The 15,928-nt window shown below is 70.6% G+C and carries 13 protein-coding genes; 7 read left to right on the top strand and 6 right to left on the bottom strand.

The genetic code is table 11. The annotated features are described in order from the left end of the window. Position 1: 1 nt before the first annotated feature. The 4 genes from ACZ3ZD_RS11960 to ACZ3ZD_RS11945 all read left to right on the top strand — a co-directional run bounded on the left by ACZ3ZD_RS11960 (position 2) and on the right by ACZ3ZD_RS11945 (position 5,436). Entirely contained in the window at positions 2–979 is a 978-nt protein-coding gene (locus ACZ3ZD_RS11960) for a carbohydrate ABC transporter permease (RefSeq protein WP_467395646.1), read from the top strand. Then, on the top strand, positions 976–1,863 hold the full coding sequence (locus ACZ3ZD_RS11955) for a carbohydrate ABC transporter permease (RefSeq protein WP_467395644.1): 888 nt from the start codon (positions 976–978) through the stop codon (positions 1,861–1,863). The genes ACZ3ZD_RS11960 and ACZ3ZD_RS11955 overlap by 4 nt, the downstream gene beginning before the upstream one ends. A 26-nt stretch (positions 1,864–1,889) precedes the next feature. Beyond that, complete coding sequence (locus ACZ3ZD_RS11950; RefSeq protein WP_467395642.1) at positions 1,890–3,905, top strand: beta-galactosidase; 2,016 nt, start codon at positions 1,890–1,892, stop codon at positions 3,903–3,905. A 151-nt stretch (positions 3,906–4,056) separates the two neighbouring features. Beyond that, positions 4,057–5,436 carry a glycoside hydrolase family 5 protein gene (locus ACZ3ZD_RS11945; protein WP_467395830.1) on the top strand — a complete coding sequence of 460 codons (1,380 nt, stop codon included), beginning with the start codon at positions 4,057–4,059 and terminating at the stop codon, positions 5,434–5,436. Positions 5,437–5,634: 198 nt separating this feature from the next. Here ACZ3ZD_RS11945 and ACZ3ZD_RS11940 read toward each other — a convergent pair whose 3' ends face one another. The 6 genes from ACZ3ZD_RS11940 to ACZ3ZD_RS11915 all read right to left on the bottom strand — a co-directional run bounded on the left by ACZ3ZD_RS11940 (position 5,635) and on the right by ACZ3ZD_RS11915 (position 13,584). Beyond that, positions 5,635–8,388, bottom strand: a complete 2,754-nt coding sequence (locus ACZ3ZD_RS11940; RefSeq protein ID WP_467395640.1) for an alkaline phosphatase family protein — start codon at positions 8,386–8,388, stop codon at positions 5,635–5,637. A 13-nt stretch (positions 8,389–8,401) separates the two neighbouring features. Next, on the bottom strand, positions 8,402–9,751 hold the full coding sequence (locus ACZ3ZD_RS11935) for an ABC transporter permease (protein ID WP_467395639.1): 1,350 nt from the start codon (positions 9,749–9,751) through the stop codon (positions 8,402–8,404). Continuing rightward, positions 9,748–10,689, bottom strand: coding sequence for an ABC transporter ATP-binding protein (locus ACZ3ZD_RS11930; protein ID WP_467395638.1), 942 nt, complete (start codon positions 10,687–10,689; stop codon positions 9,748–9,750). The genes ACZ3ZD_RS11935 and ACZ3ZD_RS11930 overlap by 4 nt, the downstream gene beginning before the upstream one ends. Positions 10,690–11,036: 347 nt before the next feature. Continuing rightward, the gene (locus ACZ3ZD_RS11925; protein ID WP_467395637.1) at positions 11,037–11,837 is read right to left on the bottom strand and encodes a COG4705 family protein; all 801 of its coding nucleotides are present in this window, start codon (positions 11,835–11,837) and stop codon (positions 11,037–11,039) included. 335 nt (positions 11,838–12,172) lie between these two features. Further along, positions 12,173–13,387: an NAD(P)/FAD-dependent oxidoreductase gene (locus ACZ3ZD_RS11920; protein WP_467395635.1), complete on the bottom strand. Its 1,215-nt coding sequence runs from the start codon at positions 13,385–13,387 to the stop codon at positions 12,173–12,175. Positions 13,388–13,395: 8 nt separating this feature from the next. After that, positions 13,396–13,584: a ferredoxin gene (locus ACZ3ZD_RS11915; protein ID WP_467395633.1), complete on the bottom strand. Its 189-nt coding sequence runs from the start codon at positions 13,582–13,584 to the stop codon at positions 13,396–13,398. 310 nt (positions 13,585–13,894) lie between these two features. Here ACZ3ZD_RS11915 and ACZ3ZD_RS11910 point away from each other — a divergent pair, with 310 nt between their 5' ends. The 3 genes from ACZ3ZD_RS11910 to ACZ3ZD_RS11900 all read left to right on the top strand — a co-directional run bounded on the left by ACZ3ZD_RS11910 (position 13,895) and on the right by ACZ3ZD_RS11900 (position 15,901). Beyond that, a complete protein-coding gene (locus ACZ3ZD_RS11910) occupies positions 13,895–14,470 on the top strand; it encodes a CGNR zinc finger domain-containing protein (RefSeq protein WP_467395632.1) in 576 nt (191 codons plus the stop codon). A 98-nt stretch (positions 14,471–14,568) separates the two neighbouring features. Beyond that, positions 14,569–15,546 (top strand): LuxR C-terminal-related transcriptional regulator, encoded by a 978-nt coding sequence (locus tag ACZ3ZD_RS11905; RefSeq protein WP_467395631.1) that lies wholly within the window; start codon positions 14,569–14,571, stop codon positions 15,544–15,546. A gap of 67 nt (positions 15,547–15,613) precedes the next feature. After that, complete coding sequence (locus tag ACZ3ZD_RS11900; RefSeq protein WP_467395629.1) at positions 15,614–15,901, top strand: hypothetical protein; 288 nt, start codon at positions 15,614–15,616, stop codon at positions 15,899–15,901. Positions 15,902–15,928: the final 27 nt, after the last annotated feature.

Here is a 15,928-nt window from a genome sequence, read left to right as displayed (position 1 = left end):
GATGAGCACTGACACGACGACGAAGACCCCGGAGCCGGCCGCGCCGCCGGCTCCGGGGACCGCGCCCGACAAGAAGCGGGTCACGGGCCACCGGCGCCTGCTGACCCGCCGTGACCGGTTCACGCTCGCCCTGATGGCGGGCGTGCCGACGGTCCTGCACGTGATCCTCGTCTGGGTCACCGCCCTAGCCTCCATCCTCCTCGCCTTCACCACCTGGGACGGCATCGGGTTCGACTCGATCAAGTGGGTCGGCCTGGACAACTTCCACCAGCTGTTCGCCGACAACCCGCAGTTCTGGCCGGCCGTCCAGCACAACGTGATCTGGTTCGTCGTACTGATCCTGATCCCGACGCCGTTCGGCCTGTTCCTCGCCGTGCAGCTGGACAAGAGGATCCGCTTCACCCGGGTCTACCAGACCGCCTTCTTCCTGCCGGTCGTCATCTCGATGGCCTGCATCGGGTTCGTCTGGCAGCTGATCTACAACCCGGACACGGGACTGATCAACAGCATCATCGGCGCCAACAAGCCGGGCCACTACATCGACTGGATCGGCGACCCGCACCTGAACCTGTGGGCCGTCCTGATCGCCGCGTCCTGGCGGCACGCCGGTTACATGATGATCCTGTACCTGGCCGGTCTGAAGAGCGTCGACCCGTCGCTCAGGGAGGCCTCCGCGCTGGACGGCGCGGGCGAGTGGCAGACGTTCAAGAACGTCATCTTCCCGACCCTGCGCCCGACCAACACGGTCGTCCTCGTCGTCACCATCATCGAGGCACTGCGCGCCTTCGACCTGGTCTTCGTCTTCAACAAGGGCGCCCAGGGCACCGAGTTGCTGTCGATCCTGGTCACCAACAACATCATCGGCGAGTCCAGCCGCATCGGTTACGGCTCCGCCATCGCCGTCGTCCTGCTGGTGATCTCCCTCGCCGTCATCATCCCCTACCTGATCGCCACCTTCCGGAAGGAGCGGCGCGCATGAGCGGCACCACTCTCCCGCTGAAGCGGCGCGCCCCGATCCGCCCCGCCCGCGTCCTGCTGCACGTCTTCCTCGCGGGCACCGCGCTGGCCTGGCTCGCCCCGCTGCTGTGGGCGGTCTTCTCGGCGCTGCGCCCCTACAGCGAGACCAGCACCAAGGGGTACGTGTCCTGGCCGGACAAGCTGAGCCTGGACAACTTCACCCACGCGTTCCAGCAGTCGGACATGCTGCACTACTTCGGCAACACGCTGCTCATCGCGATCCCCGCGGTGCTGCTGACGCTGTTCCTGTCCTCCTGTGTCGCGTTCTACGTCAGCCGGTTCGACTTCCGGGTCAACCTCGCGCTGCTGCTGGTGTTCACGGCCGGCAACCTGCTGCCGCAGCAGGTCATCATCACCCCGCTGTACCGGCTGTACCTGCTCACGGACCTGCCGGGCATCACCGCGAGCGGCAAGCTGTACGACTCCGCGCTCGGCCTGGTGCTCATCCACGTGGCGTTCCAGTCCGGGTTCTGCGCGTTCGTGCTGAGCAACTACATGCGCTCGCTGCCGCACGAGCTGACCGAGGCCGCGCTGGTCGACGGCGCCTCGGTGTGGCGGCTGTACTGGCAGATCACCCTGCCGCTGTGCAGGCCGGCGATGGCCGCCCTGGCGACCCTGCTGTCCATCTGGATCTACAACGACTTCTTCTGGGCGCTGGTGCTGATCTCCACCGGTGAGAACATGCCGATCACCTCGGCGCTGAACAACCTCTCCGGGCAGTACTTCACCGACCCGAACCTGGTCGCCGCCGGCTCCCTGCTGACCGCGATCCCCACCCTGGTCGTGTACTTCGTGCTCCAGCGCCAGTTCGTCAGCGGCCTGACCCTGGGCTCCAACAAGGGCTGAGGCGCCCGAACCCGAAAGAGAACGACGTGAAGCGCACCCTGTCCGTCCCCGGCATCGCGTACGGCGGCGACTACAACCCCGAGCAGTGGCCCGAGGAGGTGTGGGCCGAGGACATGCGCCTGATGCGCGAGGCCGGGGTGAACCTGGTCAGCGTCGGCATCTTCTCCTGGGCGCTGCTGGAACCGGCCGAGGGCGTGTACGACTTCTCGCGCCTGGACACCGTCCTGGACCTGCTGCACGAGAACGGCATCGCCGCCGACCTGGCCACGCCCACGGCGGCACCGCCGGCCTGGTTCTTCCGGGCCCACCCCGAGGCGCTGCCGGTGGACCGGGAGGGCCGCGGGCTCTCCTACGGCAGCCGCCAGACGTTCTGCCCGTCCTCGCCCGCCTACCGGGAGGCCGCGCTGCGCATCGCGGGCGCGCTCGCCGAGCGGTACGCGGACCATCCGGCGGTGAGCATGTGGCACGTGCACAACGAGTACGGCTGCCACAACGCGGCCTGCTACTGCGACACCAGCGCGGTCGCCTTCCGGCGCTGGCTGCGCGCACGGTACGGCGACGACCTGGCGGCCCTCAACGCCGCCTGGGGCACGGCCTTCTGGTCCCAGTGGTACCACGACTGGGAGGAGGTCCTGCCGCCGCGCGCCACCGGTGCCGTACCCAACCCGACGCACCAGCTGGACTGGCGCCGCTTCTGCTCCGACGAACTGCTGTCCCTGTACCGGGCGGAGCGGGACCTGCTGCGTACGGCGGCCCCGTCGGTCCCCGCCACCACCAACTTCATGGTGAACTTCAGCTTCGAGGCGCTGGACTACTGGCGGTGGGCCCCCGAGCTGGACGTCGTCTCGAACGACCACTACCTGCGGTCCACGGACCCCGAGTCGGAGATCGACATCGCGCTGAGCGGCGACCTGGTGCGCTCGCTCGCGGGCGGCCCGTGGCTGCTGATGGAGCACTCCACCGGCGCGGTCAACTGGCAGCCCGTCAACCGCGCCAAGGATCCGGGCCAGTTGCGCCGCAACGCGCTCGCGCACGTGGCGCGCGGCGCGGACGGCATCGCGTTCTTCCAGTGGCGCCAGTCGAAGGCGGGCGCCGAGCAGTGGCACTCGGCGATGGTGCCGCACGCCGGGACGGACAGCCGGATCTGGCAGGACGTGGTGCGGCTCGGGGCCGACCTGAAGGCGCTGGCCGAGGTGCGCGGCAGCACCAACCCCGCCGAGGTGGCGGTCGTCTGGGACTGGGACGCCTCCTGGGCCCTGGAACTCCCGGCCCAGCCGAGCGGCGAGCTGCGCCACCTGGACCTGGTCAGGTCCTGGTACGAGCCGCTGTGGCGCGCGGGGGTCGCCGTGGACTTCGTCCGGCCGGACGCGGACCTGTCCGCGTACCGCCTGGTGCTCGCGCCGAGCCTCTACCTCGTCGACGACGCCGGCGCGGCGAACCTGGCCGCGTTCGCCGAGCGCGGCGGCACGCTCGCCGTGGGCTTCCACAGCGGGGCGGTGGACGAGAACTGCCATGTCCGCCTGGGCGGTTACCCGGGGGCCTTCCGCGACGTGCTGGGTGTGCGCTCCGACGAACCGTTCCCGCTGCTGCCGGGCGCGCCCGTCGCCCTGGGAGGCGCGGTGCCGGAGGGCGCGTCGGGCACGCTGTGGTCGGAGCGGCTGCGGCTGGAGGGCGCCGAAGCGGTCGCCTCGTTCACCGACGGCCCGCTGGCGGGTGTCCCGGCGGTGACCCGGCACGGCTACGGCACCGGTGCCGCCTGGTACCTGGCGACGCTGCCCGACCCGGACACGCTGGCCGCCCTGCTGGACCGCGTCCGCGCCGAGGCGGGCGTGGAACCGGTGCGCTCCGCGCCGCCCGGCGTGGAGGTGGTCCGCAGGCGCGGTCCGGAGGCGGACTTCCTCTTCGTCATCGACCACACCGGCCGGGGTGCGTCGGTGCCGGTCGCGCGGAACGCCACGGAACTGCTCACCGGCAGGCCGGCCCCCGGCTCGGTCACCGTGGCACCCGGTGACGTGGCGGTCGTACGGGAGCCACGCGACTGAGGCGGCCGTGCTCGTCACGGGGCACGGCAGAGGTACTTCACGCTGGCCTTCCCGGCTGGGAGCTGGTAGTACGGGAGGGCCCGGCGTGAAGTGCCCCCGAGACAGGGGGACATGAGGCCGGGCCGCCGGAGGTTTTCCCGTGCTGCGAGCGATGCTGACCGCGGGCGCGGTCCTCGCCGCGCTGCTGGCCCCCGCCACCGCCCACGCCGAGGACAGGGGGCAGGACGTCCCCCGGCTCACCGACGGGCGCGGGCGGGTGCTCACCCTGCGCGGCTGGAACATCGAGGACAAGACGCACCGGGGCGAGGCGGCCCTGACCGGCATCACCGAACGCCACCTGCGCGACCTGCGCGCCCGGGGCTTCGACTTCGCCCGACTACTGGTCTTCTGGGACGACCTGGAGCCGGCACCGGGACGGTACAGCCGCGGATACCTCCGCAGGATCGAGCGCGTCCTGGACTGGGCACAGCGCCATGACGTGAAGGTCGTCCTCGACGCCCACCAGGACGTGTTCGGGCCCGCGTTCGGCCACCGCGGGATACCCGGGTGGGCGACCAGGACCGACGGACTGCCGTTCACCGCGCACCCCGACGACTGGTTCGCCGAGTACTTCGAGCCCGCCGTGCAGCGCGCCTTCACCCATCTGTACGAGGACGCGGACCTGCGGCGCGCCCAGGCCGCGATGTGGCACACCCTCGCCGCCCGCTTCGCCCACCACCCGGCCGTCCTCGGCTACGACCTGATCAACGAGCCGATGGGCGAGCCGAGGCCGGGCGAGGACCTGGCGACGGCCGCGCGCCGGGTCGAACGCGAGCAGCTCACCCCGATGTACAACCGCCTAGCCCGCGCCGTCCGTTCGGCCGACCCGGACGCCTGGCTGTTCGTCGAGCCGACCCCGGTCGTCGGCAAGGGCGTACCCACCGGACTCGGCCGGGTGGACGACCCCCGGGTCGTGTACGCGCCGCACTTCTACAACGCCGCCATGGAGGCGGGCGCCGACTACGACCCCGGGGCCGGCTGGATCGAGGCGTACGAGCGGGCCGTCACCGAGTACCCCAGGCGCTACCGGGTCCCGGTGGTCGTCGGCGAGTGGGGGCCGCCGGACAGCACGCTGCCGCACATGGGCGCCTTCTACCGCGACGCCCTGGCCTCGCTGGGCCGGTACGCCTCCGGCTGGGCGGGCTACGTCTGGTGCTACGGCGGCGGCTACTGCGCGGTGGACGGCACCGGCGCCTTCCGCCCGCACAAGGAGCTGACCGCCGAGCCGTACGCGGAGGCGGTGGCGGGCACGGTCCGCTCCGCCGGATACGACCCCGGCCCGGACGCCTACCGGCTCACCTACCGCCCCTTCCCGCACGGCCCCCGGACGACCACCCTCTCCCTCCCCCTGGGCACCTGGCACATCACGACCACCGGCGACGCACGCGTCCTGCCCGGCCCGGCGAACCGGCCCCGCGTCCTGGCCGACGGGGCCGCCGAGGTGACCGTCACCGTGACCCGCGTCCGACCCCGGCCACCACGACCGGGGTAACAGCCGCCCGGACGTTCTCGTGCCGCCCCCCGCCTGGAGGATCGGGGCCAGCGAGCGGTACTCGGCGAGCAGGCGCCGCAGCCGCGGTCGGCCGCCTCCGGGACGCGGTGGAGGAGTGCCGCTGAGGGCGGTCACCTGGTCGGTCAGGGTGGCGTCCGCTCGCTCCTCACCCCGGCACCCCGACGCGATCAGCCCGCGTCAGCCGTCGTTCTCCGCGGACGGGAGGTAGGCGCCCGGAACGTCGTCGGGCGTGTAGATCTTCTTGTCGCCGGGGTACGGCTTGGCCCAGTTGTGGGTCTGGTACCAGGTGTAGCGGTTCATCTGGGCGGGGTTGGCGTAGTCCGGCACCGCGTTCCTGCCGGTCAGCCGCTGGTGCGAGGCCCAGGTCTGCCACTGCGCCGCGACCGTCCTCTCGGCCGCCGCCACCGAGACGGTCGTGGGTGCTGCCGCCGCCTTGGGGTCCTGGGCGGCCGGGGTGTCCGAGCCGCAGGACGGCTGGGGGTTCACGCCGAGGGTCAGCGAGGTCCGGTTGGGCACCGCCGTGAACGGCGTGTCGTCCGCCTTCGGCGTGAACGCCCCGTACATCGGGGTGGCCGCGCTGTCGAGCTGGTTCATCGGGTGGATCCCGAGGATCTGCTCGATGGTGCGGATCATGGTGATCTGCGAGTAGTAGTGGTCGTCGACCGTGCCGTGCCGGGCGTACGGGCTGATGACCTGGACCGGGGCGCGGTGACCGTCGACGTGGTCGAGGCCCGCCTGGGAGTCGTCCTCGACGACGAAGATCGCCGAGTCCTTCCAGTACGTGCTGTGCGTGATCTCGTCGACCATCCGTCCGACCGCGAGGTCGTTGTCGGCGACCTCGGCGGCCGCGTTCGCGGGGCCGCCGGTGTGGTCGTTGGAGAACCAGAACATGTTCAGGTTCGCCGGGCCGTTCTTCTCGAAGTCCTGCTTCCAGATCTGTTCCTTGTAGATGTCCGGGACGTCGAGGTCGAACAGCGGGAAGCCCTGTACCGACACGTCGTTGAGGGAGGGGATCGCCGAGCCCGTCCTGATGGGATAGGCGGTGCCGGCGCCGGTCGCGGCCATGTTCCTGCTGTCGCAGTAGAGGTTCTGCCAGGTCGCGCCGGCCGGCTTGCTCTCGTACGACTGGAACTCGCCGAAGTCCTTGACGGACCTGCCGGCCGCCTGCGCACCGGTCCAGATGAACCCGGTCTTCTGGTGGCCGAGGGCGTCGTTCTCGGTGTCGTAACTGCGCTTGTACTCGCCGGCCGACGACTCGGTGTACTCCGGGTTGTCCGACTGCATCAGCCAGTTGTGGCCCTCGGCGGAGTTGGTGCCGATGTCGTAGAAGTTGTCGTACAGCCCGAACTGCCGGGCCAGCGCGTGCTGGTTGGGTGTCACGTTCTCGCCGAACTGGGTGAGCGAGGAGTCGCCGTTGCCCTGCGGGAGGTCGCCGAGGACCTGGTCGTAGGTGCGGTTCTCCTTGACGAGCAGGAAGACGTGCTTGATCGTCGAGGGGTCGCCGATGCGCGCCGGGACCGGGACGGCCTTCCTGTGGCGGTCGCCGTCGGCGGTCCTGACCGAGTGGGACGTCCAGCCGTTCTGCTGGAAGACGTCGGCCGTACGGGACCTGATCACCTGGTCGCTCGGCAGGGTGAACCGGGTGAGGCTGGACGTGGTGTCGTGGGTGTTGTGGCCGGCGGCGTCGGGGCGCAGGGCGTCGACACCACGGGTGTTGGAGACGACGATCTTCCCGCCGGCGGTGGCGATCTCGGACGGGAAGTAGTCGGTGGGCAGCAGGCCGACATAGCGGACCGGCATGTGCGGGGACGTGTAACGGTAGACGGCGACGGCGTTGGCGCGGCCGAGCGTGACCAGGAGCCGGCCGTCGCCGGTGAGGGTGACCGCGTTGGGCTCGTAGCCTACGGACGCCTCCGGCCACGGCTGGGTCGAGATCGTCTGCACGACCCGGTCCTTGCGGCTGTCGATGACCGACACGCTGTTGTCGGCGGTGTTGGTGACGAACACCGCGCCCTTGCTCGCGTAGACCGCGGTCGGGTGCAGACCGACCGCGATGGTGCCGACGGCGGCGGCCGGGTCCGCGGTGTCGATGACGCTGACCGTGCCGGTGGTGCTGGCGCCGGTCCTCGGGTTCGCCACCACGTCGGTGCCGTAGGAGTTGATGGTGGTGTCGCCGGCCGAGGCCGGGCGGCCGCCCTCGTTACCGACGTAGAGCTTGCCGCCTGCCAGGGCGAGGCCGCGCGGGGCGTTGCCGACGGCCCAGGTCCGCTCGATGGTTCCGGTCGCCGCGTCGATGGCGACCACCTTGTTCTGACCGTTGACCGCGGCGTACACGGTGGAGCCGTCGGCGGAGAACACGGCCGCGCCCACCAGCGCCTGCCGGGAGCCGTCGGCCGCGATCGGAACGGCCGTCGGGTGGGAGAGGGTGCCGTCCGCGTTGACGGTGAACCGGGTGTAGCCGCCCGCCTGGCCCAGCCACAGGTACTTGCCGTCGGGCGAGTAGGCCGGGCCTTCCTGGCCGACCGCGCCGCTGGCGATGCGCAGGTCGTCCGCCGCGTTGGTGCCGACCTTCTGCTCGACCTGCCCGGTGGCCGGGTCGATGACGACCAGGGACGCGTCACCGTCGGCGAGGGAGGCCGCGAGGTGGGTGCCGTCCGGGCTGACCGTCGACGACATGATCTTGCCGTCGTTGATGACGGTGCGGCTGCCGTAGGGCTTGATGTACTGGTCGGCGGAGACCACTTGGCCGTTGGCGGTCATCTGGCCGACCTTCTCGGTGCCGAACCGGTGGGTCGAGGCGACCGCGGTGCCCGTGATGCCGAGGGCGACGGCGATGCCCGCCGTCACCAGGAGGGTGCGGCGGCCGACGTGTCTGCCGAAGAGCTCGACCTGTTTCTTCTCGCTGGTCCGGCGCCGGCGGGTTACCTGCACGGAATTGTTCCCTTCAGTGGGTGTCGAGCAGATCGACGTTGCCGTCGAACTGCCACAGCGGATTCGGGGCGTCGCCGGTCGAAGTCCGCACCAGGAAGTAGCCGTTGACTTCCTTGGGACCGTCGCCGTCGGCCACGAACCGCCCGTCCGAGGTGATGTCGAGCTGGTACACGGCCGTCCCCGTGACCGCGGCACCGGGGAGATGCCAGCTCACCACGCACCGCCAGTCGTTGCCCGCGCCCTCCTGGACGGCCTGGCCGTCGCTCTTGGTGCACGCCGCCGTGGCCCGTAGCCGGGCCTCTGTGACGGCGGGGCGGTGGAGTTGTCGCGTCTGCAGGCGGTAGAGGTGGGCGAACACGGTGGCGAGGGACCGCTGTACCTTGTCCTGTTCGATGCCGGAGCCCGTCGACGGCGTCGTCACGGTGACCGCCCCGACGGTGACGGCGGTCAGCGCGGCCAGCGGCAGCACGCCGAGGGTGATCACGCGGTGCCCGGAACCGTCGTAGGCCGGATTCGTGAAGTCGCGCCGCACGAACAGCGCGTAGGCCAGGACGGTCGCGAGCACCGCCCACGCCAGGCTGACCGCGACGGCGACCAGGATGGGGGCGAGCTGGGACGGGCTGGTGAACAGGCCGTTCCAGGAGATGAAGGCGTAGGTGGGCAGGGCGAGGCGCAGGGAGACGGGCAGCGGCAGCATCTGGGCGACCGACATCGCGAGCGCGACGAGCGGGGGCGACAGCAGCCCCATCGGGGAGCGGCCCAGCGCGACCGAGCCGAGCAGACCGGTCGCGGCGAGGGCGAGGGTCGGGGCGAGTGCCGCGGTCCAGGAGAGCAGGACGTGGCCGGCCGCGTCACCCGGGGTCAACAGGTGCCCGTCCAGTCCGACCAGGGGCTGGTTGCCGACCGCCACCAGTCCGCCGACGGCGCTGGAGACGGCGAGGCCGGCCACCAGCAGCAGGATGACGGTGAGGCCGGCCAGCGACTTCGCCACGAAGATCCGCGCGGGCGAGCGGACCGCCACCAGCAGATGACGCCAGGTGCCGAGCCGGTCCTCGGCGGCGAACACGTCACCGGCGACCACCGGCGTCAGCAGCGGCAACGCCCAGGTGCCCGCGAATCCGAGCGTCACCAGCGGTCCGGCCCAGCCCGTGGCGTGCATCCAGCGGCCGAAGAGCGTGTCGGAGGGCAGGGCGCTCTGCCGGCTCACCCCGGCGACGAAGAGCGCCGGCGCGGTCCAGCAGGCGAGTACCAGCAGCCGGATCCGCCACTGCGAGACCAGCTTGACCAGTTCGAACCGGTAGCCCCGCGACACCGGGACACGGCGGGTGGGAGCGACGCCGGCTTCGGCCGTGCCCACGGTCATCGGGCGGCCTCCGTCTGCTCGGTGAGGGCGAGGAACGCGGCCTCCAGCGGCGAGACGACGGGGGCGAGTTCGCGCACCGCGACATCCGACCGCACGACCTTGGCGACGAGTTCGTCGAGGGCGGGCACCCGTGCGCGGACGACGAGTACGCCGGCGTCCTGCCGTACGCCGCTGTCGTCGACGATCCGGATGCCGACCGTGTCGGCGACGACCCGGCGCGTGGCCTCGGGGTCGGAGGTGCGCAGTCGGTAGTCGAGTTCACGGCTCTCCGCGGCCAGCTCGCTCAGCGGCCCGGAGAAGACGACCCGTCCGGTGGCGAGGATCGTGACCTCGGAGCACAGGGTCTCCAGGTCGTCCATGCGGTGGCTGGAGAGCACCACGCTGGTGCCGTCCGCGGCGAGCCGGGTGAGGACACGGTGCACGTGTCTCTTGCCGGCCGGGTCCAGGCCGTTGGCCGGTTCGTCGAGCACGAGCAGCCGGGGCCGGGTGAGCAGGGCGGCGGCGAGCCCGAGCCGTTGGCGCATGCCCAGGGAGAAGCCGCGGGTCCTGTCGTCGGCGACGTCGGTGAGGCCGACCTCGCCGAGCGCGTCGGCGATGCCCGCCGTCCCCGTGTCCAGGCCGCGGAGCGCGGCCAGCGCGGCCAGGTTCTGCCGGGCGGTGAGCGAGGGGTAGAGACCTGGCGCGTCCACGAAGCCGGCGACACCGTCGGGAGCGGTGAGCGCTCGCTCGACCGGTGTTCCCAGGATCTCCAGCCGGCCGCCGTCGGCGACCGCCAGCCCCAGCAGAAGACCCAGCAGCGTCGTCTTTCCGGCACCGTTAGGGCCGACCAGGCCGTGGATCCGCCCCTGCGTCACCTCCAGTTCGACGCCGTCGAGCGCGACGACGTCGCCGAAGTGCTTGGTGATCCCGCGAGCCCGGACCGCGCGGAGTGCGTCCATGAGTCCCTTTCCTCGAAGCCCCCAGGGACCTTAGGGACGGGACACGACGCGGGCGTGGGCGGCCGGTTGAACGGGCAGAGAACGGATCGTCAAGGCGCCGGCAAGTCCGTGCGCGCAAAACGGCCGTCATCCTGCCGGATTCGGGCAACTCCTGGAATCGCGGCTGCGGAAGGACCCTTCGGGCCCGGCCGGCGTGCGGATCCCGGCGACCGGCACGCCGGTGCGGGTCTGGGGCTGCCGCTCCGCCGGTGGCGAAACGGCGAACGGCCCCGGGCACGCGCCCGGGGCACCCTTCGGGTCCAGCCTGCCTGCCGGGTGACGGTGCAACGGCTCGTCGCCTCGCCGTGTCACTTCGTGGTGTCGTACGGGACGTACTGGACGTCCTTGCGGGAGACGGCCAGATAGCCCACGAAGCCGAGGATGGCCACCGTCCAGGCCAGCGTGACCGGCCCCAGTCCGAGGGCGAGCCCGCCCCGGCTCCGGCCGACCGCCATCCAGTCGGCGACGGAGGCGCCGAGCGGACGCGTGATGACGTAGGCGGCCCAGAAGGCGGCCACCGCGTTCAGGCCGCCGAAGCGGTGAGCGATCGCGGGGACGGCGATCGCGACGCCGTACACGACGGCGGACCCCAGGTAGCCGAGGCCGATCGTCGCGGTCAGATCCCCCGCGGCGGTGCCCAGCGCGAACGTGGCGAGCACGGTCGCCCAGTAGAAGGTCTCCCGGCGCCGGGTGTGGATGCTGTGGATGGACAGCGTGCCTTCACTGCGGTACCAGAGCAGGAAGACGGCGGCCAGCGCGACCATGAAGAACGGCGTCGAAAGCGTGTACGGCACCCCGAGGGCCACGTGCAGGACATCGGCGGCCATCGTGCCGAACACGCTGACCATGACGATCGCCGTCCAGTAGATCCAGGCCACGTACCGCCTGACGGCGAACTGCACCGCCAGGGCCACCACCAGGGCGACGCCCCCGAGGCCGACGGCGGGAACGGGGCCGAGCAGATGGGCCAGGAAGTCGGAGGCGGTTTCTCCCATGCCGGTCGTCAGGACCTTGATGATCCAGAAATAGACGGTCACCTCCGGCACCTTGCTCGCCGCGTGACGGATGTGGCCCACGGGCCGGTTGTGCATGAGGTGATCAGTCGTCATGCAGGGACGATGCCATGGCGCCCGGCGCTTCCCCCAGACCCCTTTGCCGGACTTTTGACGCTTCTGGTGGTGGAGTTGCCCAAGGACCCTCCGAACCTGAACACAACCTGAACGCGACGGCGAATGCTCTGGTCAGCGACGCACGCTTCCGCTAGAAACGCCAGGCAGGACGCCATGGAACGTTCGCCGGGGCCCGCTGACCCCGGGCCCGCTGATCCCGGTCCGGGGCGCCGGTCCGCGACCGGTCCCCGGGAATGACCGAGGGCCGGTTCCGGAGTCGTCCGGAACCGGCCCTCGGCGGTCCGGGGCCGTCGAGGGGTGCCCCGTCCGCCCGTTCAGCGCTCCCGCAACGACTTCAGGAGCTTGATGTAGGCGCTGTTGAACCGAGCGCCCGTGTCCAGGCAGGCGGCCCCGACCGTGACGCCTTCACGGAGGTACGCGACGAGCACTCCCTGGTCCAGCCGGTCCGGATCACCGCAGACGATCTTCGTTGTGTCCGAGATCTTCGGGTTGCCGGCGATCTGGATACGCAGTCCGAGTACTTCCGTGGACATGCTGGGGAAGTATCCGACCGGCGAGGTCACCGCATCGTGGCCGAAGGACGACGCCAGGGACCTTCCCGCGAGATCACCGGTGTCGATCGCGTTCTTCCAGAACTCCCTGCGCGTGTGACTTCCGGCCGTCCACGGGTCCGGGTAGCGCGCGACGTCCCCGGCCGCGAACACGTTCGTCCACGGCGACACGCGCATGTACGCGTCGACGGGCACCCCGTCGGACAGGTCCAGGCCGTTTCCGTGCAGCCACTCCACATTGGGAACACTGCCGATCGCCTCGATGAAAAGGGACCGGTCGGGCGAGGGCTCCGCCTCCGGCGGTTCCGCGTCACAGAGCAGTTCCCTCGCTGAATCGCCGGTGAGGAACGTGATGCCGTGCCGGACCAGCCAGCGGCCGAGCGACATCGCGATGCGCTCGCCCAGGAGGCTCTCGAAGGGCCCGCGGCCCAGCGCTTCCAGTACGAGGACTTCACAACCGTACTGCCTGGCCAGTGAGGCGACCTCACACGCGACGAAACCGGCGCCCGCGATCGTCACCTTCCCGCTCGCCTGAAGACGCTGGTGGATGTACCGCGCATCGCCCAGACCCCGCACGGTTCTGTGCGTATGAAGCCCGCACTCCCCGCCGCCCCGGACCGAGGTACGTGGGCGCACGCCCGTGGCGATCACCAGGCCGTCGTACGCGAACGTCTCGCCGGTACTCAGGCGCAGCGTCCCGTTCCGCAGGTCGGCGGACTCGACTCCGGTACCGAGGCGCCAGGTCAGAGCGTCGTCGTCGGCGCCATTGACCTGCACATCCTCGGCGATGGTCTTCTCGAGGGCACCCGACAGGGGATACCGCCTCTTCGTCAGACCGGGCCGGTTGTAGGTGCGGTACGTCTCGTCTCCGAAGACGACGACCTCGGCGTCGGCCTTGCGTGTGAGGATCGCCTTGGCCGCTCGCAGTCCGGCTATTCCGGATCCGACTATGCCGACACGCGGCCTCCTGCCGGCCACCGCCGCCCTCACGGTTTCAGGGCGATCGCCTGCAGAGGGCAGGAGTCGACGGCGTCCTCGATATCACCGATGTTCTCTTCGTCGAACGCTTCCCGGTACCGAAGCTCCCCGCCCGCGTCGAGCTCGAAGTTGGTCGGGGCCGAGATCGCGCACTGTCCGTGGTTCTGGCACTTGACCTTGTCGACGAATATCTTCATGGTCCCTGGTCTTCCGTCGCTCGTCCCTTTCGCCGGTGCATTCTCCGGCGATCACGACCCTACGAGCGGGGGTGCGGGGAAGGAAGGATCGACGGATGGCCTGAAGCGGTCCTGGCCTGTTCAGGCCCGTCGCGGACGGTCCACGATCCGGTCCGCCGCAGCCGGCGTTCCGTACCGGGTTTCCCCAACGGGCCTTCGGGCACCCGTCGTTGACCTTGGACGGGGGGCGCGGCGATCCGGGTCGCGCGCGACCGTCCGCACAGGTTCCCGTGTGCTTGCACGGCAGGGGGCAACCGGCTAAGGTGGTTCCATGGCGGTAGTGTATTTTCCCGAGTTCCGTCTGGGCAAAGTGCTGGCGACCAGCTTCACGGGGACCCGGACGGAGCGATACGGCGAGGCGCTGGAACGCATTCCGGTGCCGTCGCGCTTCATGGACTGGCTGGCGCTCCACGGACTCGCCGTGGACTCCTGCAGCCAGTCCGAACTCGACCACGCGCGGGAACTCAGGGAATCGATTCACGCAGCCGCCACCGCCGTCGCGAACCGGGACCCTATTCCCCGTCCGGCCCTCCAGGTCATCAATGACTGCAGTACGCACGGCCGGGCTTCGGCGATCCTGACGCCTGAGGGCGGCCGGGAGTGGCGGCTGGGTTCCGCTTCCACGGAAGACGCGCTCAGCGTGATCGCCGCCGACGCGATCAGCCTCCTTTCGGGAGAACGGGAAGGAAAGATCTCGCTGTGCGCGTCGCCGACGTGCCAAGCCGCGTTCGTCGACACCAGCCGCGGTCACACCCGCAGATGGTGCGACATGAACACGTGTGGGAACCGCGAGAAAAAGGCACGCTTCCTCGCCAACAAGCGCAAGAAGTCGAGCCTCGCCGACTGACCGTGCCGTCCGGCCGCCGGCCGTCGTGACCTTCCCGGTACCGGGACTCCCGCCCTGCGCGGTCTCGCTACCGCACGCTGCTCACAAGGGGGAATCGCATGTTCGATGTTCTGGGAATGGACGCCACGGCGGAAGTCGTCTACCGCGAGATGCTGGCGCACCCGCAGGACGGTGTGGCCGACCTGATGCGCCGCCTCCGGCTCACCGAGCGGGCGGTGCTGACGGCACTCGACACCCTCAGCGAACTGGCCCTGATACGCAGTTCCACCGAGGACCCCCGCAGCTTCCACGCGGTCGACCCGCACCTGGCCGCGGACATCCTGCTGGCGAGGCAACGGGCCGAGCTCGCCGCGCAGCAGCAACGCGTGCAGGAGGCGCAGGCTGCCGCCGTACGCCTCAAATCAGAGTTCACGCAGGACAGGGAGGAGCTGTTGCGCCTGAACGGGGTCGACTGCGTCCGCGATTACCTGGCGACCCTGTACGACAGGGTCGAGGACGAGCTGCTGACGTTCGCTCCGGGCGGAGCCCAGACGGCGGCCAACGTACGCAGTTCGCGGCCGCTCGCCGAGAACCTGCTGGAGCGCGGCGTGCGGCTGCGCACCGTCTATCTGGACAGCGCCCGTAACGACCCCGCCACGGTGGCGCACGCGGAGTGGCTGGCCACGCTCGGCGGCCGCATCCGGACCGTCCCCTCCTTACCGAACCGCATGATCATCTGCGACCGCAGGATCGCCGTCGTCGCCGCCGACTGCGACGACACCGCTGCCGGGGCAGTGGTCCTGCACACGCCGGGAGTGGTCTCGTCGCTCCAGGCGCTGTTCGACTGCGTCTGGCAGTGCGCCCGGCCGATGGGTGCCGCCGGCCTGCCCGCGGACACGCAGCGGCTCAGTCCGCAGCAGACGGAGGTCCTGCGGCTGCTGTCGCAGGGGCACACCGACGAATCCGTCGCCGCACGGCTGGGCGTGTCGGCTCGGACGGCACGCCGCATCGCCACGAAACTCATGGACCACCTCGGCGCGCGCAGCCGCTTCCAGGCGGGTGTGCACGCGGTCGCGAGGGGGCTCATCCGGCCGTGACGGTCCGTAGGGCCGCTGGTCGACAAGCAGTGGAAGGGATTGACGATTCGAATAGGACAGTCGCCTCATGTACCTCGTCCATCTCGCTGTCTCCCCTCCCGGCGACGCCCCCCTGCCCGCTGAGATCAGGCAGATGCTGGAAGCCGCCGCACCGGACGTCCTCGAACACGTCAGCGTGCACCACCAGTCACGGCCGCACCCCGTCATCGGTCTCTTCCTCCGCGTCGCGTCCTTGAACGAGGCCGAGTCGACCGCGGAGCAGATCTGGGTGCGCGCCGCCGCCGCATGCCCGCAGCTGGCCGAATGGTGTCTGCGGCGCGCCGAAGCGCCGCTCATGTACTACGAGTTGGACTGAGCCGCTCGCACCCGAGCCGGTCCGGAC

The organism is Streptomyces sp. NPDC023481, from assembly GCF_055560195.1.
Note: the sequence above shows the minus strand (reverse complement) of the source record. Positions and strands in the feature narration are given on the sequence as shown.

Excerpts from the sequence above, each read along its gene's own strand:
- ACZ3ZD_RS11960 (WP_467395646.1), top strand. The coding sequence starts at position 2 with ATGAGCACTGACACGACGACGAAGACCCCGGAGCCGGCCGCGCCGCCG.
- ACZ3ZD_RS11955 (WP_467395644.1), top strand. The coding sequence starts at position 976 with ATGAGCGGCACCACTCTCCCGCTGAAGCGGCGCGCCCCGATCCGCCCC.
- ACZ3ZD_RS11945 (WP_467395830.1), top strand. The coding sequence starts at position 4,057 with ATGCTGACCGCGGGCGCGGTCCTCGCCGCGCTGCTGGCCCCCGCCACC.
- ACZ3ZD_RS11935 (WP_467395639.1), bottom strand. The coding sequence starts at position 9,751 with ATGACCGTGGGCACGGCCGAAGCCGGCGTCGCTCCCACCCGCCGTGTC.
- ACZ3ZD_RS11930 (WP_467395638.1), bottom strand. The coding sequence starts at position 10,689 with ATGGACGCACTCCGCGCGGTCCGGGCTCGCGGGATCACCAAGCACTTC.
- ACZ3ZD_RS11925 (WP_467395637.1), bottom strand. The coding sequence starts at position 11,837 with ATGACGACTGATCACCTCATGCACAACCGGCCCGTGGGCCACATCCGT.
- ACZ3ZD_RS11915 (WP_467395633.1), bottom strand. The coding sequence starts at position 13,584 with ATGAAGATATTCGTCGACAAGGTCAAGTGCCAGAACCACGGACAGTGC.
- ACZ3ZD_RS11910 (WP_467395632.1), top strand. The coding sequence starts at position 13,895 with ATGGCGGTAGTGTATTTTCCCGAGTTCCGTCTGGGCAAAGTGCTGGCG.
- ACZ3ZD_RS11905 (WP_467395631.1), top strand. The coding sequence starts at position 14,569 with ATGTTCGATGTTCTGGGAATGGACGCCACGGCGGAAGTCGTCTACCGC.
- ACZ3ZD_RS11900 (WP_467395629.1), top strand. The coding sequence starts at position 15,614 with ATGTACCTCGTCCATCTCGCTGTCTCCCCTCCCGGCGACGCCCCCCTG.